This is a genomic window from Chromobacterium sp. ATCC 53434 (assembly GCF_002848345.1).
In the GTDB taxonomy this organism is placed as follows: Bacteria; Pseudomonadota; Gammaproteobacteria; order Burkholderiales; family Chromobacteriaceae; genus Chromobacterium.
On sequence record NZ_CP025429.1, the window covers coordinates 3,859,641 to 3,882,495 of the forward strand.

General features: G+C 64.2%; 18 protein-coding genes and 1 pseudogene. 5 read left to right on the forward strand and 14 right to left on the reverse strand.

All coding sequences use genetic code 11. The annotated features are described in order from the left end of the window. Positions 1-125 precede the first annotated feature (125 nt). The 9 genes from CXB49_RS16980 to CXB49_RS23700 form a co-directional block, all read right to left on the reverse strand. A complete protein-coding gene (locus CXB49_RS16980) occupies positions 126-1,322 on the reverse strand; it encodes an MFS transporter (RefSeq protein ID WP_233492841.1) in 1,197 nt (398 codons plus the stop codon). Positions 1,323-1,392: 70 nt separating this feature from the next. After that, complete coding sequence (locus CXB49_RS16985; protein ID WP_101709489.1) at positions 1,393-2,424, reverse strand: methyltransferase; 1,032 nt, start codon at positions 2,422-2,424, stop codon at positions 1,393-1,395. A gap of 11 nt (positions 2,425-2,435) precedes the next feature. After that, positions 2,436-3,221 carry an HAD-IIB family hydrolase gene (locus tag CXB49_RS16990; RefSeq protein WP_101709490.1) on the reverse strand — a complete coding sequence of 262 codons (786 nt, stop codon included), beginning with the start codon at positions 3,219-3,221 and terminating at the stop codon, positions 2,436-2,438. A gap of 4 nt (positions 3,222-3,225) precedes the next feature. Then, on the reverse strand, positions 3,226-3,828 hold the full coding sequence (locus tag CXB49_RS16995; protein WP_101709491.1) for a DUF1349 domain-containing protein: 603 nt from the start codon (positions 3,826-3,828) through the stop codon (positions 3,226-3,228). Beyond that, positions 3,821-4,666, reverse strand: coding sequence for an SDR family NAD(P)-dependent oxidoreductase (locus CXB49_RS17000; RefSeq protein WP_101709492.1), 846 nt, complete (start codon positions 4,664-4,666; stop codon positions 3,821-3,823). The genes CXB49_RS16995 and CXB49_RS17000 overlap by 8 nt, the downstream gene beginning before the upstream one ends. 79 nt (positions 4,667-4,745) lie before the next feature. Further along, complete coding sequence (locus tag CXB49_RS17005; RefSeq protein ID WP_233492842.1) at positions 4,746-6,530, reverse strand: 1-deoxy-D-xylulose-5-phosphate synthase N-terminal domain-containing protein; 1,785 nt, start codon at positions 6,528-6,530, stop codon at positions 4,746-4,748. After that, complete coding sequence (locus CXB49_RS17010; protein ID WP_233492843.1) at positions 6,508-7,692, reverse strand: aminotransferase class III-fold pyridoxal phosphate-dependent enzyme; 1,185 nt, start codon at positions 7,690-7,692, stop codon at positions 6,508-6,510. The genes CXB49_RS17005 and CXB49_RS17010 overlap by 23 nt, the downstream gene beginning before the upstream one ends. A gap of 55 nt (positions 7,693-7,747) precedes the next feature. Continuing rightward, complete coding sequence (locus tag CXB49_RS24370; RefSeq protein ID WP_101709494.1) at positions 7,748-8,278, reverse strand: sugar O-acetyltransferase; 531 nt, start codon at positions 8,276-8,278, stop codon at positions 7,748-7,750. Continuing rightward, the gene (locus CXB49_RS23700) at positions 8,275-8,415 is read right to left on the reverse strand and encodes a hypothetical protein (protein ID WP_158300927.1); all 141 of its coding nucleotides are present in this window, start codon (positions 8,413-8,415) and stop codon (positions 8,275-8,277) included. The genes CXB49_RS24370 and CXB49_RS23700 overlap by 4 nt, the downstream gene beginning before the upstream one ends. An 888-nt stretch (positions 8,416-9,303) precedes the next feature. Between CXB49_RS23700 and CXB49_RS17020 the strand changes: the two genes are divergently transcribed. After that, entirely contained in the window at positions 9,304-9,723 is a 420-nt protein-coding gene (locus CXB49_RS17020; protein ID WP_233492844.1) for a hypothetical protein, read from the forward strand. Positions 9,724-9,803: 80 nt separating this feature from the next. Here the strand turns inward: CXB49_RS17020 and CXB49_RS17025 are convergent, their stop codons facing one another. The 3 genes from CXB49_RS17025 to CXB49_RS17035 all read right to left on the reverse strand — a co-directional run bounded on the left by CXB49_RS17025 (position 9,804) and on the right by CXB49_RS17035 (position 16,679). Next, positions 9,804-11,018 (reverse strand): bifunctional diguanylate cyclase/phosphodiesterase, encoded by a 1,215-nt coding sequence (locus CXB49_RS17025; RefSeq protein WP_101709496.1) that lies wholly within the window; start codon positions 11,016-11,018, stop codon positions 9,804-9,806. After that, positions 10,934-13,768 carry a PAS domain S-box protein gene (locus CXB49_RS17030; RefSeq protein ID WP_101709497.1) on the reverse strand — a complete coding sequence of 945 codons (2,835 nt, stop codon included), beginning with the start codon at positions 13,766-13,768 and terminating at the stop codon, positions 10,934-10,936. Before CXB49_RS17030 ends, CXB49_RS17025 begins: the two co-directional genes overlap by 85 nt. Positions 13,769-13,925: 157 nt before the next feature. Then, the gene (locus CXB49_RS17035; RefSeq protein WP_233492845.1) at positions 13,926-16,679 is read right to left on the reverse strand and encodes an EAL domain-containing protein; all 2,754 of its coding nucleotides are present in this window, start codon (positions 16,677-16,679) and stop codon (positions 13,926-13,928) included. A 316-nt stretch (positions 16,680-16,995) separates the two neighbouring features. On the opposite strand from CXB49_RS17035, the gene CXB49_RS17040 reads away from it, so the two are divergent. The 3 genes from CXB49_RS17040 (at position 16,996) to CXB49_RS17050 (ending at position 20,072) form a co-directional block, all read left to right on the forward strand. Further along, positions 16,996-18,315 carry a TRZ/ATZ family hydrolase gene (locus tag CXB49_RS17040; RefSeq protein ID WP_101709499.1) on the forward strand — a complete coding sequence of 440 codons (1,320 nt, stop codon included), beginning with the start codon at positions 16,996-16,998 and terminating at the stop codon, positions 18,313-18,315. Positions 18,316-18,319: 4 nt separating this feature from the next. Next, the gene (gene ubiG / locus CXB49_RS17045) at positions 18,320-19,024 is read left to right on the forward strand and encodes a bifunctional 2-polyprenyl-6-hydroxyphenol methylase/3-demethylubiquinol 3-O-methyltransferase UbiG (protein WP_101709500.1); all 705 of its coding nucleotides are present in this window, start codon (positions 18,320-18,322) and stop codon (positions 19,022-19,024) included. Positions 19,025-19,403: 379 nt separating this feature from the next. Further along, on the forward strand, positions 19,404-20,072 hold the full coding sequence (locus CXB49_RS17050; protein WP_199406706.1) for a GntR family transcriptional regulator: 669 nt from the start codon (positions 19,404-19,406) through the stop codon (positions 20,070-20,072). A gap of 190 nt (positions 20,073-20,262) precedes the next feature. Here the strand turns inward: CXB49_RS17050 and CXB49_RS17055 are convergent. Both CXB49_RS17055 and CXB49_RS17060 read right to left on the reverse strand, forming a co-directional pair. Then, positions 20,263-20,758: pseudogene (locus CXB49_RS17055) on the reverse strand (dihydrofolate reductase). Then, on the reverse strand, positions 20,755-21,549 hold the full coding sequence (locus tag CXB49_RS17060) for a thymidylate synthase (protein ID WP_101709501.1): 795 nt from the start codon (positions 21,547-21,549) through the stop codon (positions 20,755-20,757). The pseudogene CXB49_RS17055 and the gene CXB49_RS17060 overlap by 4 nt, the downstream one beginning before the upstream one ends. Before the next feature lie 138 nt (positions 21,550-21,687). Here CXB49_RS17060 and flhB point away from each other — a divergent pair, with 138 nt between their 5' ends. Further along, positions 21,688-22,854 (forward strand): flagellar biosynthesis protein FlhB, encoded by a 1,167-nt coding sequence (gene flhB, locus CXB49_RS17065; RefSeq protein WP_101709502.1) that lies wholly within the window; start codon positions 21,688-21,690, stop codon positions 22,852-22,854. Position 22,855 lies beyond the last annotated feature (1 nt).

Genomic DNA, 22,855 nt, shown 5'->3' on the forward strand with positions numbered 1-22,855 from the left:
GTCGGCCGTACACGCCGGTCAGTTAATGACATTTGATTTAATATATCACTCAAATATCAATAAATGTCATCAAAGCCTCGCGCACTGTCCCTCTTCCCGGTCGAGACACTTGCGCCGCCCCGCCTTCAGGCCTTGCCGACGCCCAGCCTCCCCGGCCGGAAGCCGGTCAGCGAAATCGCGATCTGCGCCAGCAGCGCCAGACACAGCAGCCAGGCGGCGGCGCCCCAGTCGCCGTGATCGACGACCCGCCCCAACGCGGCGATCATCAGCGTCGCGCCGATATTGCCAGCCAGCCAGAAAATCGCCGTCGCGGTGCCGGAACGGGCATGCCCCGCGGCATCGGAAACCAGTTGCAGCAGCAGCGGCAGCGGCGACAGCAAGGCGGCGCCGATCGCGACGCCGGCCAGGGCCAGCAGCGGCAGCGAGCCGGTGGTGAACAGGCACAGCGTGCCGACGCCGGCGCAGAGGGCCGCGCAGGACAGCACCCGGCCCACGGTCGCGCCGGCGCGCACCAGGGCGACGATCAAGGCCGAGCTGGCCATGCCGGCCGCCAGCATCAGCACGACGATCCAGCCGCTCGTCCGGGTGTCCACGCCCTGCCGCAGCAGGATGGGCTCCAGCCAGGTGGTGATCGCCGAGAAATACCCATTGGTCAGGAAGATCATCAGCAGCACGGCGATGAAGGGCCGGGTGCGCAGCAGATCGACGCCGTCGACGCGTAAGGAGCGGGCGCCATGCCCGGCCGGCGCGGCGCCGTCGCCAAGCGCCGGGTCCCTGGGCACGCAGGCGAAGGTCAGGGCCGCGATCAACGCCAGCAGGCCGGCATCCCAGCGCAGCGAGCCCGCCACGTTTCCCGGCGCCGTCAACGGCACCAGCACGAAGGCCGCGCCTATGCCCAGGAAGATGACCATGCTGGACAGCGCGGACACGCGTCCGCGCTCCGGGGCCGGAAACCAGGTGAGCATCAGCTTGACCAGCAGCGACATGGTCAGCGGCTGGACGAAGCCGAACAACAGCTGACCGGCCAGCAGGCAGCCGTAGCGCGGCTGCCCGATTCGAATCAGCGCCGCCAGCAGCATGGCGACGGCGGTCGCCCGCAGGCAGGCGCGCACCGATATCCGGTCTATCAGGCTGCCGCTGGGCAGCGCCAGCGGCAGCGACAGCGCGGTCACGGCCAGCGACAGCGAGCCCACCTGGCCGTAACTGATGCCGTAGCTGGTGGATACCAGGTCGGTGATGGGCGCGAAGCGCATCCACTGGTACTGCGTCATCGCCAGCATGGCCGAGTAGATGCATAGAATGCGGTAACGCACTGGAATCACATCGATCTCCGCTAATGAAGACAGGAGGCCGCCCCGCCGGACCCGGCAAGCCGGCCTTGCCGCCGCGACGCTAGGGTTTGACGCCGGTGGCCAGACTCCAGTCGCCGTATTGCGTCCGGAACACCTCGACGCCGGCGAAGCCCGCCGTCTCCAGCAGCTCCCGGACCTCCGGCTCCGACAGTTGCTGGCCCTGGGTCCATAGCAGCATATTGGCGTTGTATGCCGCGACGTTCCGCGGACCGGTCTTCTGCGGATTGAACAGCATCTCGTGCAGGATGACGCGGCCGCCGCTCGGCAGGGCCTCGAAGCTCTTCCTCGCCAGAAACCGGCACTTGTCCATCGGCCAGTCATGGAAGATGTCGCTGTAGAAGTGCACGTCGGCGGCCGGGTAGTCCGAGGTCCAGAGATCGCCCTTGCACGTCCGCGCGCGCCCCGTCGCCCGGTAGCGTTCGATGAAGGTGTCGGCGATGTCGCAAACCGTCGGCAGATCGAAGATCACCGCCTGCAACGCGGGCCAGCGCTCGAGCGCGCTGATGACGTGCGCGCCGGAACCGCCGCCAATGTCCAGCAGGCGGTCGTGGCCGGACAGGTCGATGCGCCGCACCCAGGCCTCGGCCGGTCCCCTGCTCTTGCTGTGCATCGCGCGGGTGAAGATCTCGCAGTGCTCGGCGTCGCGGGCATTGTTGTCGAACAGGTCGACGCCATCGAACAGCCGGGAGCGGCCCTCCCGCAGCGAGGCCTTGAAAAAGGCGTAGGAGAACGCCTCCTCCTGCTGGCGGGCCGAGGCCAGCACGCCGCTGAAGGAGCTCGCCGCCTCGCCGGTCAGAAAGCCTTGCGCCAGCGGCGTCGACGCGTAGCGGTCGGCTTGCCGCTCCAGCAGGCCCAGGCTGGCGCACAAGGACACCAGCGCCTGGGCCGAGCGCGCCGCCAGCGCCGTCCTGGCGGCGATCTCGTCCAGCGTCAGCGCGCCGTCCGCCAGCAAGTCGAACAGGCGGATTTCATCGGCGAACAGCAAGGCATAGGTATGGATGAAGCCGAAGTAGATGTCGAATATCGGCTTGTCGCCGTGGCGCGCTTGCGGCGCCGCGCAGTCGATGTCCATAGAACCCTCTCTCAGAAATGTCGTTGCAGACCGTCGACGATGCCATGGCAGTAATGGCCGTCGACCACCCGGCTGAAAGCCCGCCTGGCCTCCGGCAGCGCGTTCCCCACCAGGTAGCCGTTCCGATAGGCCCGCAGCATCTCGATATCGTTGCAGCTGTCGCCGAACGCGATGACCCGGTCGGGATCGACGGCGTGCCGGCGGGCGATGAAATCGACGCCCTGCCGCTTGCCGCAGCCCGGATTCAGAATGGCCACGTCGTAGACCGCCTCCGGATCGCCGGCGGCGGAACTGGCGTAAGTGATCGACGCCTCCAGTCCCACCTGCTCGCACAGGCTGTGAATCCGCTCCATCGCCGCCGTCTCCCGGCCGTCGGCCGGCAGGTAATAGCCGCGGATGCGCTGCTGCTGGAAAGCGGCCCCTTGCGGTTGCAGCGCCAGGCCGTGCGTCTCGAACAGCCCGGCCAGACGCGCCACCCGCCGCTCGAACTCCCCGGCGTCCCGCGGCGGCCAGTCCGGGTCCTCCTCCACCCGTCCGGCACGATTCCAGTACAGTTCGGTGCCCAGGCTGGTCAGCGCGAAGTCCCAGTGGAAAGCCGGATAACGCCGCATTTTCTCCAGGATGGCCGTCCGGCTGTTGCCGGTCGCCCAACCGAACAGCAGGCGATGGCCGCGCCTGAGTCCAGCCAGGCAATCCTGCAGCCTTTCTATCCCCGCCTCCGCCTCGCGCGACGGCTGCGCCGGCATGAAGGTCTCGTCGAAATCGGAAACGATCAGCCAGCTATCGTCGTATGCCATCCCGTCACTCCCTGACATGCGCCATCGGCTCCGGCGAAATCCCGATGTCGGCGAATCGCCCCTCGGCGCCGGCGGAAAACGGCGACTGCACGCAAAAGCCGGCCAGCGCCTCGTCCGGGCAGCCATCGACATAAAAGGCCCGATGAAACAGAACGGCGCCGTCCGCCCCCCGTACATAGCAGGAGAACACGTCCGCGCTGCGCGACACGAACAGCCGTACCGGCTCGTTCCCGACATCGATGCCGTTGGCCTCGTCGCTGTACGGCGCGGAGTGGACCGAGACGATCTTCTTGCCGGAACCGTACTCCTCGACGCCGAATTTCAAGCGATGCTCGCCGACGGCGACGAACAGCCCCGCCGCATCGAACTTCGCCCGGCTGGACAGGCTGACGTCGGCGGCCAGCGTGAACGCGCCCGACAACGGGGCAAGCAGCGTTCCCAGGCGGTCCGCCACATGCAGGCCCGGAATGTTGAAGCCGTCGCTGTCGGCCTCGCTCTCCATGGTCAGCGCCTCCCCCTCGAACCGGCATCGCGCGCCATGCCGGGACGCGAACAGACGGCCGCCTATGCGCAGCGCCGCATCGATGCCGCTTGCGCCGTCAGCCATGGAGATTCATCCCGCCGTCGACGGACAGCGACTGGGCCGTGATGTCCTCGTTCTCGAGAACGGCCAGGCAGAAGCGGGCGATATTGTCCGCCGCCTGGGTGCGGCCCAGCGGAATCAGACCTTCCATCCGGGCCCACAGCTGGTCCAGGCTTTCCTCCGGCGTCATCAGCTGGTTTTCCAGGTACTTCCACATATTGGTCTTGACGATGCCGGGGCATACGCAGTTGACCCGGATGCCGTGCGGCGCCAGTTCAAGCGCCAGCGAGCCGGAAAAGCCCTGCAGACCGGCCTTGGCCGCGCAGTAGGCGGAGATGCCTGGAAAAGCCTGCTTGGCGGCGATGGAGCTGATGTTCAGGATGGCGCCGCCCTTCCCCTGCTTGATCAGCGCGCGCGCCGCCTCCCGCGACGTCAGATAGGGCGCGGCCAGATTGGTCTGCAGGACGGCCTCGAACTCCGTCAGCGACGACTCCACCGTGTGGACCACATGGCTGCTGCCGATGGCGTTGACCAGGCCATAGAAGTCGCCGGCCTGATGCGCGACATTGCCCACCGCCTCGATCACCTGCGATTCGGACGTGGCGTCCACGGCCATCGCCTTGACCGACAAGCCCTGCCCCTCCAGTTCTGCGGCCAGTTCGCGGGCGGCCTGGTAGCCGCTGATGTCCTCGCTCTGGTAATGATTGATGGCCGTTGGGGCGCGGTCGGTATCGAAGATGCAAACCCGGACCTGCTGCCTCGCCAGCGCCTCGACGATGGCCGCGCCTATGCCCCGGGCGCCGCCGACAACGATGATGGTTTTGCCGGCCAGCTTGCCGTGCCCTGCGTTTTGCTGCGTCATGAGTCATGCCTCCTAGGCGATAAAAGGGTTGCCGAAGCCCGGCTGCGGGTTCGGAACAGCTCGAAAAAGGGGACGGCGTTCAAACGCGCAAAGGCTGGTCGGCCAAGGCGAATGAAGGTCGGGCCAGCAAGGCGTCCAGCTGGCGCGGCGCGGCCGCGGACTGGAAAGTCTCCAGCGTCGGCCACTCGTAGGCGTCGCTGAAAACCTTGCGCACCCGGATCAGCAAGCTGGATTCGACGTATTCCGCCAGGTTGAAGCGGGCGCCGTTATGCTCGGCCACGATGACCTCGTCGGCGTTCAGCAGCAGCCTGCGTACCGGCGCCAGATCCGGCCGGGTGGACAAGGCCCGGACATGGGCGCAGCGCTTGGCCTTCGCGACCTGAAAAGCCTCGTAGGCCATCGCTTCCGACGACAGGATCACCGTGCCGCCGGCGTACTCCGGCTGGTAGGCGTAAAACTCGTCGGACAGCCTGCGGTAGTTCTCCCTCAGCGCGAGAATCCGCTCCATCGGCTGGTCGTACATCAGGTACAGGCCGTTTCCGCCGGCCGCCAGCCGGCGCCGGATGCAATCCCTCAGGTCCAGCGGATCGCTCAGCTCGTACACCGTCTCCTCCGTCAGCAGGCCGAAAACCGTCGAGACGTAGGTGGGACCGCCCCATACGCCGTTCTTGCGCGCGGCGATCACATGCAGATTGCGGCAGGCGATCAACGCGGAATGCAGCACGTCTATCGCGTTCAGGTAATACTTGTCGTCGGTCAGGACGAATTTGAGCGCCGCTTCCGGGCAGCCGATGGCGGCGGTCAGCAAGGCCGACTCGGCCAGGCCGACATTGCAATACGCGTCGGCGGGCTTCAAACCGAAGCGGGCGGCCAGATCGGCGGTGAAGACATGGACGGGCCGGCCGTCGCGAACCTCCTCGATCAGGCCCGCCGTCAGGCTGCAGCTGCCGGCCTTTCCGGCGGCGACATGCGCGGGCTGCGCCGGCTGGCCAGGGCGCTTGAACGAGTGCGCGCCTTTCCGGGTATGGCAGACGATGGCGGCGGAATGCCGCGACCGCTCGGCTTCCCGGATGCATTCGGCTATCCCCCGCGTATCGTGGCCGTCCACCTCGTACACCCGATCGAAATAGGCGGCCAGATACCCCGGCCTGAGCTTGCCCGGCAGGGGGTCGATTCCCCGTCCGTTGTTGTCGACGACCAGCGTCAGGTTGGACACCGCCAGCTCGCCGACCAGCCGGATCGCCTCGCAGGACACGCCTTCGTTCAATTCGCCGTCGCCGGCGACGCACAGGACCCGCTCGTCCGGATGGGTGATGGCCCTGCCCAGCGCGATGCCGACGCCCTCCCCCAGGCTGTGGCGCATGCCGTAGGCAAAACCGTAGGCCTTGTTGACCACCGCCGGCACCGGCTCGTGCACCGTCGCCAGCAAGGCCAGCGGCATGCCTTGCCGCAGATGCCGGCAGGCGTAGAACAAGGGCGCGATGTGTCCGCGGCCTATCACCAGATTCGGACCGGCCACTCCCGCCTCATCGCAGTGCCCCAGCTCGAACAGCGCCTCGGCGATGTTCAGCGAGGACAGGCAGGAGGCCAGCGTGCCGTAGCCGGCGATCTCGTGGATGCGCTCCAGGCACCGCGCCGCGTCCCGGTAAAAGGGCGTGAACCGGCGGGCGACGGCCACCGACAGCTCGTTGATGGTCCGGCATTCCGCCATCAGCTCCCGCCCCGCCTCCAGCTCGTCCAGCGCGCGCGCGTATTCGTCGTCCGTCAGAACCGCCCGACGCCGGCGCAGGCACGCCTCGATGCCGGACCACTGCGCCGACAAGGCCGCCATGGACTCGAAATCACAGTTGATCGATGGATTCATTCAACACCTCGAACACTTCCGCCAGGGTGTTTTCCGGCATGACGTAGGCCGGCGCCAGGCACGCCCAGTTTTCCTCGCCGCGGATGATCAGCTTGCGCTCGAAGCACAGCCGCTCCAGTCTCTTGCCCGCGTCGCGGCCCAGCCCGTCGTCCAGCGTCAGGCCTATCAGCAGCCCGCTGGCCTCGATGCGGGCGATCCGCTGATTGGCCGCCATCGCTTGCGCGAGACCGCCAGCCTTGCCGATCAATCGTTGCAGCTGGCCGGAGGCCTCGACTTGCTCCAAAGCCCGCAATGACGCGTGGATGGACGCGATAGACACCGGATTGCTGGCATAGGTATGGGAATAGGAATACGGAATCCAGGCGCCGCGCTTGTCGAATACCGAGGCGATCTTGGCCGACGTCGCCATCGCAGAAGCCGGGTAATATCCGCCGCTGATGCCCTTGCCCAGCGCGACGATGTCGGCGGACACCCCGAAGCGGTGCGTGTTCAGGAAGGTCCCGGTCCGGGACGCGCCGGTGACGATCTCGTCGGTGATCATCACGATGTCGTACCGGTCGCACAGCGCCCGGATCCCGGCCAGGTATTCCCCCGGACTCTGCCGCATGCCCTTCAGATGGTTGACCGGCTCGAAGAGGATGCAGGCGATCTGTTCCGGCCCGCTTTGCAGGATGATGTTCTCCACATCCTCGACGCCGTGCGCTTCCAGCTGCCTGCCCTCGTGATCGACGGGAAACGGCGGATGGATGCGTATCGTGTCGTAGCCGCTGTTGCGCAGCTCCTGGAAATCGTTCCTGCCGGTCACGCTGTGCGCCCCCAGCGTCGCGCCGTGATAGGAGTGCTTGCGGCAAATCACTTTGCGCTTGCGGCCATTGCTCTTGCGCTGGTGGTATTCCAGCGCCATGGCGATCGCGGACTCTATCGCCTCGGAGCCGCTGTTGACGTACAGCAGCGCGCCATCGTCCATTTTCACCCGCTTGAGCAGCATGGCCGACGTTTCGAACCATTCCTCCGAATAGAAATGGTCCTTGGGATGGAAGGGCAGCGCGTCCAGCGTCTTGGCGATATGCCGTTTGATCGGCTCGCAGGAATACCCGAACGGCACATTGAACATGCCGGAAATCGCATCGGTATAAACGCCGTTTTCCGCATGAACGCTCACATCCTTGACCGAATGTATGATTTGGTCCTTCAAACGCGACTGATAAAGATACATGTCAGATTTCCATTACGAGGGGATAAACCTGGGAACGCGCACCCAGTACTTTGCTGCAAGCCGGCACCGACTTGGCCACCACCGCTCCGGCGCCGACAATCGAGCCCCTGCCTATCGTGACGCCCGGCAAGATGATGGCGCCGCCGCCAATCCAGACATCGTCCTCAAGCGTGACCGGCGCGCCCCACTCCATATAGTTGCGCCGCTGCTCCAGGTCCTTGGCATGATTGGAGGTGTAAATGCCGACATTGGGGCCAATGAAAACGTGATTGCCGATATTGATGTCAAACGCGTCCAGAAAGACGCCATTGGCGTTAATGAACACGTTGTCGCCAATTTTGATATTCCATCCAAACTCGCAAAAAATACCGCCCCATTGCTCAAAGCCTTCGCCAACAGAGCCAAACAAATCCCAATACAGCGATGCTCGATCCGCCAAACCATGGCTTATCGAAGCACACAAATCCCGAGCGGCTTTTCGCCTGTCAACCAAATCGGGTTCTGCCGCATTAAAGCTAAAGAACTTGCTCATTTGATCACCCAAGAATGTGCGAGCCGACGATAGGCGCCCATCTGGAAAATCGATCCGCCTATCGATCCGGCAACCATGAAATTCGCAATAAAAACAATGCGAATCGCAATGAAATTATCCGCGTCGATATGCTTCATGCGGAAATTGAAGCGAGGCTAGAATCAAAAAACCGCGCTCTCAACGTAACTATTCACATTTAAAAACCGTCCTATATACCAGCAAACCCCGACACGAATAGCCGTTTCAAACAAACGGATGAACCAAATAGCTGAAAAACAATCAGTACAAAACTTCAACAAACAAATTCCTCCCATACCATTTCTTTTGAAATTAAAAGAAAATCGACATAACAATCGGTTGGCAATTAAGAAATTATTTAAAAAATCGCTCAAGCCACCACGCCATTAACAGCCATTGAAATATTCAATTCCATCCAAGTTTAAAATTCCTGAAAAACAGCTTAACCATGTCATTGGCCGCAAGCACATTTCGCCAAGTTTTAATAGATAGGTGTATTGACCCTTCCTCGCTAATCCAGACTTGCCTGTCAGCGAAATTTGAGCCAAAGCGGATGCCGGATTCGCAACATTCTCCATTTGGGGAATCATCGCGATGAATTTTAAAAAGCAAAATGAGTACAGCGGGCGGGACTTATATAGGCAGATTGCGGGCATACCCCGCGCTTTCGCTTGATGGCGGCGGTGTCCGCCTGATCGGCATTGACTAGAAGACGTGCATGGGTGGGCCGGATTTGCGGGCTGCGACCTGGCATCCGATACTTCATCAAGACCGGGCGATAGGCGGCCGCGCCATCAGGCGAGACCCCGACGGCGGCGCGTTCAGCCGGCAGGCCATTCCGGACTAAAACGGCGCTCCGGCGGCATCGCGGCTTTACACATTGTTACGGTTATGAACAGATACAAATAGCAATGAGTAGCTATTGTTTCTTTGCGTTTACGAAACAAAACGCCGCCATAGTGCAAGCATGCGCAATACGCGTCCGTAACGTAAAAGGAAGACCTGCCATGAAACACGTGATGACCGCGGCCGTGATGATCGCCGCTTCGCTTGCCAGCCTGCCCAGCCAGGCCGGCGTCTCCATCAGCGTCGGCGAGCCCGGCTTCTATGGCCAGATAGATATCGGCGGCGTGCCGGCGCCGCAGGTGCTCTACCCGCAGCCGGTGATCGTGCAGCCGGTGCCGGTGGTCGCGCCGCCGATTTATCTGCGCGTGCCGCCCGACCATGCCCGCCACTGGAACCGCTACTGCATGCAGTACCACGCCTGCAACCGGCGCGTGTTCTTCGTCAAGGACGACTGGTACAACCGCGTCTACGTGCCGCACTATCGCCAATACCATCACGACAACGGCCGCCACGAAGGCTGGCGCGACGACCACCACGATCATCACGACGAGCATCACGACGACCGCTGGCACGACCGCTGAGCCCCTCCAAACCGAACCGGACGCGTACGCGCGTCCGGTTTTTCATTCGCATCGACTTCACGGCGGCGGGACCGTGCCGGTCAGCCGTTCCCCGATAAGCGGGTCCGGCCAGCTTCCTCACGCAAGCGGTCCGCCAGCGCTGCCGCCGGCAGCGGCCGCGCCAGCCAGAAGCCCTGCAGCACATCGCACCCCAGTTCGGCCAGCTTTCCGGCCTGCGCCTCCGTCTCCACCCCCTCGGCCACCACTTCCAGGCTCATCGTGTGGGCAAGGGAGATGATCATCTCCACCATCAGCATCGCCTCCTCCTCGTCCAGCATGCGGCTGACGAAGCTGCGATCTATCTTCAAGGTCTGCACCGGCAAGCGGGCCAGATAAGCCAGCGAGGAGTAGCCGGTGCCGAAATCGTCCAGCGCGATCGAGACGCCCAGCTCCCTCAGCTGGCGCAACATGACGATGCTGCTGTCGATATCGGCCATCAGCTGGCTTTCGACAATCTCGATGTCCATCGCGGTTTCCGCCTGGAGCATGGCCAACACGGCCGCCACCGACTGGGCAAAATCCTCCCGCCGCAGTTGCAGAGGCGAGACGTTGACCGAGACCCGCGGCGCCGGCAGCCCGGCCGAGAGCCATTCGTGATGATCGCGCGCCGCCTGCCGCATCACCCAGTTGCCCACCTCGACGATCAGACCCAGCTCCTCCAGCATAGGCACGAACTGATTGGGCAAGACCATGCCCTGTCCGGGACAGTGCCAGCGCAGCAGGGCTTCGACGCCTACGATGGCATGCCCCCTCGCCGCGCACTGCGCTTGGTAATGGAGTTCGAATTGCTCCCCCTCCAGCGCATGGCGCAAGCGGCTGCCCAACTCCAGCGCCGCGGCCGCGCGCTCCGTCATTTCCTGCCGGTAGAACAGGAAGGCCTCGTTCGCCGCCTTTGCCCGTTTCAACGCAGACTCCGCGCGCTCCAGCAATCCCATCGCCGTGGCGCCGTCGTCCGGATGCATGGCGATGCCGAACTTGGCCGACAGGCATAAATCATTGCCGTCCAGACGAATGGGCGGGTCCAGGCAATCGTGCCGTATCTGCTCCATGCCGAGCACGGCCTCGTCCTCTCCGCCAGCCTGAGGCAGCACCAGCGCGAACTGGTCCCCCCCTATCCGCGCCAGCAGCGAAGGATCCCGCACATGCCGCAACAGCCTCTCGGTCAGCAGCTTCAACGCCTGATCGCCCTCCCCCCGTCCGAATACGTCGTTGATGGACTCGAAATTCTCCAGATCGCACACACGACGACCGAGCAATGCCGCCCCTGCTCCGCGGCGTCCGCCATCCGCTGGGCCAGCCGCTCCACCAACAGCTTGCGGTTGGCCAGGCCGGTCAAGCTGTCGTAATAGGCCAGATAGTCGAGACGCTCCTCTTTCCCGATATGGTCCAGCGCAAAGCCGATATCGCTGGCCAGCTCGCCCAGCAGGGCGATTTCCTGGCGGTCGAAGGCGCCGACGTCGCTGGCGAACAGCGACAACACCGCCTCCACGCGCCCGTCCAGCGCGATGGGCAGGCTGGCGATGGAGCGAACGCCGTAACCGGCCAGATGCGGAATCAGCTCCGTCAGCGATGGATCGCCCTGCGCGTCGTTGCACACCACGATCTCGTTCAGGCGGGCCGCCCGGCAAGCCGGGCGGTCGCGGTGCGGCGAGTCCTCCTTGGCGCTGAGCCGGATCTGCCGCAGATAATCGCCATCGTCGCCGCGGAAGGCGATCACGGTGCCGTTTCGCGTGTCGGGATCGATGACGCCGGCCCAGGCGATCCGGTAGGCGCCGACCTCGACCGCGATCCGGCAGATGCCGTCGAACAATGCTTCCCGGTCGCGGCAGCGGACGACCAGCGCGTTGACCCGGCTCAGCACCTCGTACACCCGGCCCAGCCGCGCCACTTTTTCGCGCAGCAGCGACTGCTGCAGGCAGACCGCCAGCTGGCGGGCATAGTCCTTGGCTACTTCGAGCTCAGTCTCGCTGCAGCCGCCGGGAACATCGAATCCCAGGTTCAATATGCCCAGCAGCCTCTCCTCGGCCATCAGCGGGATGCGGGCATAGGAACGCATGCCCTGCTGATACAGACGCTCCAGCGTAGGCGGTCGCTGCGCCCGCCAACCCAGGTCGGCCTCCACACAGGCCTCTCCCCGCGTCAGCCTCGCCAGATCCTCCTCGCCGTAGCTATCCAGGCTCAACCGCTGGCCCGGATCGTAATTCGCCCTCTCGTCGCGCTCCACCGCCAGCACACTGATGCTGTCGCTCTCCCAGTCGATCAGCATCGCCGTCGCGCCCCAGAACGGCACCTGCCGCCGCAGATAGCGCAAGCCGATCTGGGCGATCTGCTCGGCGTCGTCTGCAGCCAGAATCGCGCGGTTCAGATCGTTCAGGCTCTCCAGCTGCTGCATATGCCGCAGGATGTCCACCTGGACCCGCTCGCGCTCGGTGACGTCGCGCAGTATCACCGTGTAGCTGCGCCGCCCGTCTATTTCCTGCGAGGAGATCGAAGCCTCGAGATCGAACGCGCCGCCATCGGCCCGCATGCCTTGCACCTTGCCGAGCTGGCCCATGCGCCGGGCGCTGGCGCCGCTGTCGCCGAAGCGCTGCACCACCTGGCGGTGCACCCCGCGCAAGGCGGCCGGCAACAGACGGTCCAGCGGCTGTCCCAGCATCTCCTGCTCGCGCCAGCCGAACATCCGCTCGGCCGCCGCGTTGAACAGGATGACGCGCTGCTCGGCGTCCAGCGCGATGATGCCGTCCATCGCCGACTGCACCATGCCGGCCAGCCGCGCCTCGCTTTCCTTCAAGGCCTGCTGGACCCGGTGCCTGTCGGTCACGTCCAGCATCACGCCCTGCACATGCGGTTCGCCATCGATATCGATCAGACGGAAGGACAGCAGCACCTGTATCTCGGCGCCGTCGCTGCGCAGCATGGTCACCGGCGCGCCGATGACCTCGCCGTCCCGCAGCAACGCCTCCAGCAGCCGCTTGCGGTCGGCCGCGACGTTCCAGATGCCCAGATCCACCGTGTCATGGCCCAACGCGCGATCGCGGGACAAGTCCAGCAAATTCAGAAACGCCTGGTTCGTCTCCACCAGCAAGCCGTCCGCCAGCCGTGAAATCGCCATCGCCACCGGGCTGTCGGCAAACAGCGCGCGAAAACGCTCGTCGCTTTGCCTCATGGCTTCGAGAGCCTGCTGACGCTGTCCCAGGGCCGTCCCCAGACCGGTCCTCGCCCGGAACTGCGCCTCGCTGATCATGCTCAGCAGCACGCCCAGCAACACCAGCAGGCTTAAAGTCAGCAGAGACATCGCCGAATGCGGCAACGGGTCGGCAAGGGAAGAGACCGACAGGGCGGCGACGCCGGCGACAATCACCACGGTAGACAACAGGCCCGGCCCGAGGCCGCCCAGCATGGCGCTCAGGCCGATCGGAATCAGAAACAACAAGGCCAACTGGGACAGCGGGTGCTGAGAACCGATCCGATACCAGAGCGCGAGCATCAATAAGGAGCCGATCACCGCCAGCGGGTAGGACAGCCTCTGCCGACGCGCCAGCTCCGGCGGCGCGCCATCGTCGTCCAGCAGTTTCAGGCATCGGGTCAGCAGGGCGGCGCTTCCCGCGATGAAGGCCGCGTCCCAGGCGGCGACCAGCCAGATATACTTCGTGGAATACGCCATGCGGTCCCACAATATGTCCGGCACCGCCATCGCCGCCAGCACGAACAGCACATACGGCAACAACAAGCAGCCGACGCCATGCCGGGCCAGCCGCAGCAGCGCGCGCCCAGCCAGGCCGGAGCTTTGCAAACCCGTCAGCCGTTCCGGTCCCAGGCTGCTCAGCAACAGATACAGGAAGACGGACGAGATGGCCGCGAACAGGCCGTCCCAGGCCATGCCGCCTATCAGGCTGTCGGGGCCGTCCCACCGTCCCATCAGCACATCGGGCACCAGAATCCAGGCCGACGAGATCAGCACATACGCCGCCACGACGACGAAATCCAAACGCTGTCTAGATGCCATTCAGCCCCCCTCATCGAGCCGCCGCCAAAATGCGATGCACATATCATGACCATGATATGCATTCAGTATGGCCAGCGATGGCCGCATGTCCAGTCGCCGGCGGACAGGCATAAAAAAGCCCGCGCTAGGCGGGCTGGTCATCCGGCTCAGGCTGGCCTTAGTTCTGCGGCAGCAGGCTTTCGCGCGTCAGCAGCGAGGCGAACTCGTCGGCCGGCAGCGGCTTCGCGATCAGATAGCCCTGGACGAAGTCGCAACCCTCCTGCTCCAGGAACTGCCACTGCTCCATCGTTTCCACGCCCTCGGCCACCACCTGCATATTCAGGTTCTTCGCCATATTGATGATGGCGCGGGCGATGGCGCTGTCGTCGGCGTCCTGCGGGATGTCGCGGACGAAGGAGCGGTCGATCTTCAGCTTGTCGGCCTTGAAGCGCTTCAGGTAGGACAGGCTGGAATAACCGGTGCCGAAGTCGTCGATCGACAGTCTCAGCCCCATGTTCTTCATATTGTCTATCGCCTGTATCGTGGCCTGGGCGTCTTCCATGATGATGCTCTCGGTCACCTCGATGTCCAGCGCGTGGCCGGGCAGATCGTTGGACGACAAGGCGCCCTGCACCTGCTCGGCCAGATCCGGCTGGCGGAACTGCAGCGCCGACAGATTGATCGCCACCGTCAGCTCCGGCAGGCCGGCCTGGCGCCACGCCACCATCTGGCGCGTGGCCTCGGCCAGCACCCAGTTGCCGATCTGGACGATGAAGCCGCGCTCCTCGGCCACCTGGATGAAGCGCACCGGCCCCAGCAGGCCCAGCGACGGATGGTTCCAGCGTATCAGCGCCTCCGCGCCGATGATGCGGCCGCTCTTCATGTCCACCTGCGGCTGATAGTGCAGCACGAACTCGTCGCGTTCCAGCGCGAAGCGCAGCTGGCTTTCTATCGCCAGAATCTCGCGGGCGCGGGCATTGAGGTCGGCGGTGTAGAACTTGTAGCTGTTGCGGCCCGACGATTTGGCGTGGTACATCGCCGCGTCGGCGTTGCGCACCAGGGTCTCGTAGTCGCGGCCGTCGTCCGGATAGACGCTGATGCCTATCGACGGCGTGATGGTGATCACGTGGTTGTGCAGCTCGATCGGGCTGGCGAACACGTCGCGCACCCGCTCCGCCGCCAGCGCCGCCTCGCCCGGGTCGGAAATCACCGGCAGCAGCACGATGAATTCGTCGCCGCCCTGGCGCGCCAGCATCTCGCCCGGCCCCAGCGCCGAGCGTATGCGGTCGGCCGCCACCTGCAGCAGCGTGTCGCCGGCCGAATGGCCCAGCGACTCGTTGACGGTCTTGAAGCGGTCCAGGTCCAGCAGCAGCAGCGCCAGCCGCTGGTTGTCGCGCACCGCGTTGTGTATCGCCAGCTCGACGCGGTCCTGCATGTGCATGCGGTTGGGCAGGCTGGTCAGCACGTCGAAGTGGGCCAGGAACTGGATGCGCTCGTCGGCGGCCTTGCGCTCGGTCAGGTCGCTGAAGATGGCGACGTAGTGGGTGATCTCGTCCAGGCTGTTGCGCACGGCGTTGATCGCCAGCCACTCCGGATACACCTCGCCGTTTTTGCGGCGGTTCCACAGCTCGCCCTGCCAGGAGCCGTGCTCGCCGATGGACTGCCACATCTGCTCGTAGAACGGCTCGTCGTGGCGGCCCGACGACAGGATGCTGGTCTTCTGGCCCAGCACCTCGTGCTGGGTGTAGCCGGTGATCTCGGTGAAGGCGCGGTTGACGCTGCGGATGCGGCGGTCGGCGTCGGTGATCATGATGCCCTCGACGGTGTTCTCGAACACCTTGGCCGCCAGCTGCACCCGCTCCTCGGCGGCGCGCTTCTCGGAGATGTCGCGCACCATCCGCCACACCGCGTTGATGCGGCCGAAGGCGTCGCGCATCGCCACCGTCTTGACGCTGACCGGCACTTGATTATCGAAACGGTTGCGATAAGTGGCCTCGAACTCGTCGCAATAGCCGAAGCGCAACACCTTGTTGTCGAGGTTGAAGCGCTCCAGCGCCTCGCTCTCGTCGGCCACCAGGCTCCAGAAATTCTGTTGTTTCAGCTGGTCCAGGCTGTAGCACATCAGATTGAGGAAGGCCGGGTTGGCGTCTATCACCTGGCCGTCCAGCGAGCTGATGACGATGCCGTCCAGATTGGACCAGAACAGCTCGCGGTATTTGTTCTCCGAGCGGCGCAGCGCGTCCTCCACCTCGCGGCGGCGGGCGATGTCGGCCTCCAGCGCCAGCGTCTTGGCCCGCAGTTCGTCCACCAGCCGCTTCAGCTCGGAACGGGTCCACTCCAGGTGGGTGCCGAGCCGGCCCAGCTCGTCGCGGCGCGACCATTCGAACGGCGCGTCCAGCTTCAGTTCGGCCAACAGCCGCGCCTGCTCGGTCAGCAGCCGCATCGGACTGAGGAAGCGCGAATGCAGGATGCTCATGATCAGCATGATGGACAACACCAGCTGCGCCGCCAGTATCATCAGGATGTTCTTCACCTGGTTGCTCAGCGCGATCGCCAGGTTCTCGTTGTCGAACTCCATCGTCACCTGACCTATCGCCTCGCCGCGGTAGATCACCGGCTTCTCGACATAGGACACGCTGCCGATGCGGCGCTCGCTGCGCACCGACGACAGGAAGACCTGATTGGACTGGGTGTCGGTGACCCGGATGGAGATCACGCGCGGATCCTCCATCACCGACGAGATCAGCGGATTGCCGGCCTGGCGGCTGAGGTTCCACAACGGCTCCTGCATGCCGAGCGCGACGATGTCGAGCAGGCGGCGCTGATCGGTGTCCAGCTGGGTGGTCAGATTGTCCTTCTGGATGTTGAAGCTGAGGTAACTGATGATAGAGGCAGGGATCAACAGGCCGAGTATCACGGCGATGAGAAACACGTCCCTAAGATTCAGGCCAGTGCTGGCAGTGGATTTTTCGTCTGCTTGTTGAGCCATGTCGCGCTAGTTCTTTGCTTCGCCGAAGTTCTGGGATCGGGCACCGGGGGTTGAATTCGTTCGTGCAATCAGCAGTATACACCGGCCTCGTCCGGCTTTTGGCCCGAATATTCACCAGTCATCCGTTGTCGTCATTTTCAAGCGTATGGCCGGCATATTGATAGTCGATATTAAGGAATGGAAGCAGCTCATTGCCTTGCCTATCGGCTGGGCCTAAAATCCACGACACTTTTTGACAACGGATTCAGGATTCTCAACCATGCCGCAGTCGCGTTATGAAAAGATTATCTCCGCCCGCTGGATCATCACCGTGGAAACTGACGGCGAGATCCTGGAGAACCACGCGGTAGCCATCAAGGACGGCCGCATCGCGGCCATCCTGCCGGCCGCCGACGCCGCCGGCCTGGACGCCGACGAGCGGCTGGAACTGCCCGACCACGTGCTGATGCCGGGCCTGGTCAACCTGCACGGCCACTCGGCGATGACGCTGCTGCGCGGCCTGGCCGACGACAAGGCGTTGATGGACTGGCTGCAGAACCATATCTGGCCGGCCGAAGGCAAACATGTTCGCGACGACTTCGTGTTCGACGGCGCGCTGCTGGCGATGGGCGAGATGATCCGCGGCGGCACCACCACGATCAACGACATGTATTTCTACAACGCCGCGATGGCGCGCGCCGGCCTGGCTTCCGGCATGCGCACCTTCGTCGGCTGTTCGATCCTGGAATTCCCGACCAATTACGCCAGCAACGCCGACGACTACATCGCCAAGAGCATGGCCGAGCGCAACCAGTTCCTCGGCGAGGACCTCGTCACCTTCACGCTGGCGCCGCACGCGCCGTACACCGTGTCCGACGACACCTTCCGCAAGGTGGTGACGCTGGCCGAGCAGGAGGACATGCTGATCCACTGCCACATCCACGAAACGGCCGAGGAAGTGGCAAACAGCGTCAAGGAACACGGCCAGCGTCCGCTGGCCCGCCTGCAGCAGCTGGGCCTGTTGTCGCCGCGGCTGGTGGCGGCGCACATGGTGCATCTGAACGACGCCGAGATCGAGCTGGCCGCCAAATACGGCGTGTCCACCGCCCACAACCCGGCATCGAACATGAAGCTGGCCTCCGGCATCGCGCCGATCGGCAAGATGCTGGCGGCCGGCATCGCGGTCGGCATCGGCACCGACGGCGCCGCGTCCAACAACAAGCTGGACATGCTGGCCGAGACCCGGCTGGCCGCGCTGCTGGCCAAGGTCGGCTCGCTGGACCCGACCACCGTGCCCGCCGCCGCCGCCATCCGCATGGCGACGCTGAACGGCGCCCGCGCGCTGGGCATCGACGACAAGACCGGCTCGGTCAAGCAAGGCAAGGACGCCGACCTGATCGCCATCGACCTGTCGGCGCTGGAAACCGCCCCGGCCTTCGACCCGATCTCGCACGTGGTGTACGCCGCCGGCCGCGAGCAGGTCAGCCACGTCTGGGTCAAGGGCCGCACGCTGATGGCCGGACGCAAGCTGGCCACGCTGGACGAAGGCAATCTGAAGGCCCGCGCCGACGACTGGCGCAACCGCATCCTGGCAAAGTGAGCGCATGAGCAATAACGTAGACGAACTCGAAATCGACAAATTCAGCCAGCTGGCGCACAAGTGGTGGGACAAGGACAGCGAATTCAAGCCGCTGCACGAGATCAACCCGCTGCGGCTGGACTTCGTCGACCGCCACGCGGCCATCGCCGGCAAGAAAGTGCTGGACGTCGGCTGCGGCGGCGGCATCCTGGCCGAGAGCATGGCGCTCAGGGGCGCCCAGGTGACCGGCATAGACCTGGCGAAAAAATCGCTGAAGGTGGCGCAGCTGCACTGTCTGGAAAGCGGCGTCGCCGTCGACTACCGCTGCGTGGCGGTCGAGGACCTGGCGGCGGAAGTGCCGGCCAGCTTCGACGTGGTCACCTGCATGGAGATGCTGGAGCACGTGCCCGACCCGCAAAGCGTGGTGCGCGCCTGCGCCACGCTGGTCAAGCCAGGCGGCTGGGTGTTCTTCTCGACGCTGAACCGCAACGCCAAGGCCTATCTGCTGGCGGTGGTCGGCGCCGAATACGTGCTCAATATGCTGCCGCGCGGCACCCATGAGTACGCGCGTTTCCTGAAGCCGTCGGAGCTGAGCCGGATGGCGCGCCACGCCGGCCTTGGCCTGCAGACGCTGAGCGGCATGGGTTACAACCCGCTGACGCGCATCTACTCGCTGAACGACGACACCGACGTCAATTACCTGATGGCCACCCGCCTGCCGGCGGCCTGATCCCGTCCCGACTCTCCCCAGGCCCGGCTTGCCGGGCCTTTTGCTTGCGCGGGCGCCAGCAGGCCGGCAATTTTGCTGCGGCCCGCGTCCGTTTGCGCGCAGACCATGGCAAACAGCAGAAAACGCTCATACTCCTGGTCAACACAACATCAAAACATGCGTTTTAATCATCTGATTGATATGATGACAGCCCTTTGCACGGGCTTTCGCATGAAGATGCGGGCGGCGGCATGGCAGTGCCCACGCCCGAATCGCGACCTGCTCCACTGGATACAAACCGGCTGCCTAACAGAATACTGCCGGACAATCCAGCACAAACATGCCGTACAATACTTACCAGAACGATAACATCAGCTTTAGCTTTCCGGAGATGACTTCAATGACTTTCAAGGCCAACGACCTCTTGACCGAGCAGATCGCCCAGTATCTGGGCAGACAGATCATTCAGGGCGAGATGAAGCCGGGCGAGCGCATACAGGAATTGCGCATCGCCGCCGAGCTGGAGGTCAGCCGCGGTTCCGTGCGCGAGGCCTTGCTGATCCTGCAACGGCGCCACCTGGTGGACATTTTCCCGCGCCGCGGCGCGGTGGTCGCCAGCATAGGCGCGCGCGACGTGCGCGACTTCTTCGAAATGTGGTTCCTGCTGCTGGACCGCGTCGTGCAGAACCTGGCCGCCGGCTGGCAGAACGACGATCTGGCGCGCTTCATCGACCTGATGGCGCAGTTGGAGGAAGACAATCGCCGCGACGATCTGCAGGCCTTCTACGAACACGGCATCGAATTCCTGTCGGCGCTGTACCGCCACGCCGACAACCGCTATCTGACCGACACGCTGCACGACATGCTGCCGCTGACCCAGCGCTGCCTGTACGCGATCCTGCGCGCCGGCAAGAGCCAGATGGAACACACCTGTCATTTCCTGGAAAGCCTGCTGAAGACGCTGATCGCGCGCGACACCGTCCGGCTGAAGCAGATGATCGCCGAATTCGGCCGCGATTACAGCGAGCTGGCGCAAAGCGCCGCCGAGACGCTGGAAGGCCGGCCCTGAGAGCCGCCCCCTTCAAGGTGTCTTGATTGCGGTGCGTCGCCCAGCGGTGCGTCGCCCAGTGCGTCGCGCGTCGCTCAGGTGCGTCGCCCAGCGGTGCATCGCCCAACGGTGCGTCGCCCCTGCGGGGTGACGCACCCTACCAATAAAAAGGCTGCCCGAGGGCAGCCTTTTTGCTTGGACGCCGCCGCGATCAGCGGCGGTAGTCGACGAAGGCGTAGGCCAGACCGGCGGCGCTGACCGCCGGCTGCCGCGACTCTTCGCGCCACTCGTCGGCGGCGAAGACCGGGAAATGGGCGTCGCCGTCGTAATCGCGGCCGATCTCGGTCAGGCACAGCCGGTCGGCGATCGCTATCGCCTGGCGATACAATTCGGCGCCGCCGATCAGGCAGACCTCGTCGACGTCGCCGGCCAGCGCCATCGCCTGTTCCCAGCGAGTGCGCCACCTCGGCGCCGTCGGCGCGCCAGTCGGCCTGCCGCGTCACGACGATATTGCGCCGTCCAGGCAGCGGCCGGCCTATCGAATCCCAGGTCTTGCGGCCCATGATCACCGGCTTGCCCAAGGTGGCGGCCTTGAAATGCTTCAAGTCCTCCGGCAGATGCCAGGGCAATTGATTGTCGACGCCTATCGTCCGATTGGCGGCCATCGCCGCCACCAGCGTCAGCATCGGTTTCTTCGCCTCGCTCATACCGCCACCTGCGCCTTGATGTGCGGATGCGGATCGTAGTCTTCCAGCGCGAAGTCGTCGAAAGTGAACGCGAACAGGTCCTTGACGTCCGGATTCAGCCGCATCGTCGGCAGCGGGCGCGGTTCGCGCGCCAGTTGCAGCCGCGCCTGCTCCAGATGGTTGCTGTACAGGTGGGCGTCGCCCAGCGTGTGGACGAAATCGCCCGGCTTGAGGCCGCATACCTGGGCCACCATCATCGTCAGCAGCGCGTAGCTGGCGATGTTGAACGGCACGCCGAGGAAGATGTCGGCCGAGCGCTGGTACAGCTGGCAGGACAGCCGGCCATCGGCGACGTAGAACTGGAACAGGCTGTGGCACGGCGGCAGGGCCATCTGGTCCACCAGGGCCGGATTCCACGCCGACACGATCAGCCGGCGCGAGTCCGGATTCTTGCGGATCATGTCCAAGAGCTGGCCGATCTGGTCGATGTGGCGGCCGTCCGGCGCCGGCCAGCTGCGCCACTGGTAGCCGTAGACCGGGCCGAGCTCGCCGTTTTCATCGGCCCACTCGTTCCAGATCGATACGCCGTTTTCCTTCAGATAGCGGATATTCGTATCGCCGGACAGGAACCACAGCAATTCGTGAATGATGGATTTGAGGTGCAGTTTCTTGGTCGTGACCAGCGGGAAACCGTCGGCCAGATTGAAGCGCATCTGGTAGCCGAACACCGAGCGGGTGCCGGTGCCGGTCCGGTCGGCCTTGTCGTGGCCATGTTCCAGCACATGGCTCATCAGGTCGAGGTACTGTTGCATGTGGGCGATTCCGTCAATAATCAGATCTATTGTAACGCCTGCGGCCGCGCCGCGCGAGGCGGAACGCTGGTCGAAACCGGCCGCGATACGCTACCATTCAGTTTAAAATCAAGACAAAAGCATTATTAAAGCGAGCCCATGGCAGAAGATTCCGACCTCGAACGCACCGAACCCGCGTCAGCCAAACGGCTGTCGATGGCGCGGGAAGACGGCAACATTCCCCGATCGAAGGAGTTGTCGACGTTCGCCGTCACCATGGCCGGGGTATCGCTGCTGATGGTGCTGGGCGGCAAGATGGGCCGCTTTCTCGGCGACACCATGCGCCAGGTGCTGACCTTCGACCAGACTACGGTGCAGACCACCGAGCCGGCGCTGCTGCGGATGAAGGAAAGCCTGTTCGGCGCGCTGTGGCAGCTGGCGCCGTTCTTCGGCGGGCTGGCGCTGGTCGCGCTGCTGACGCCGATGCTGGTTGGCGGCTGGAACTTGACGACCAAGGCGCTGGAACCGAACTTCGGCAAGCTCAACCCGCTGCCGGGCATCAAGCGGCTGTTCTCGCTGAACGCCGCCACCGAGGGCCTGAAGGCGATACTGAAGAGCGTGCTGATAGGCGGCATCGCCACCTGGTACATCTGGAAGGAGCGCGGCGACATCATCGGTCTGTTGGCGATGCCGCTGGAGTCCGGCATCCTGAAGATGACCGACCTGATGATACGCACCTTCTTCATCGTCACCTCGGCGATGCTGCTGCTGGTGGCGATAGACGTGCCCTACCAGCTGTGGAGCTACTACAAGAAGCTGCGGATGACCAAGGAAGAGGTCAAGCAGGAATACAAGGAAGCGGAAGGCTCGCCGGAAGTGAAGGGCCGCATCCGCCAGATGCAGCGCGAGGCGGCGCGCAAACGGATGATGCAGGAAGTGCCGAAGGCCAATGTGATCGTCACCAACCCGACCCACTTCGCGGTGGCGCTGAAATACGACGAAGGGATGCGCGCGCCGCAGGTGGTGGCCAAGGGCTCGCTGAAGCTGGCCGAACGCATCATCGACACCGGCAAGGACAGTCACGTGCCGGTGATGCGCTCACCCAGCTTCGCGCGGGCGCTGTACTTCAATGCCGAACTGGGCGAGGATATCCCGGCGCAGCTGTACGCGGCGGCGGCGCAGGTGCTGGCCTACGTGTTCCAGTTGCAGCAGTACCAGGCTGTGGGCGGCGTGGCTCCGGTGTTCCCGGACCAGCTGGAAGTGCCGGCCGAGCTTGACCCGTACAGCAAACGTCCGCAAGATTCGGCGCCTGAAGAAAGCCTCTAAG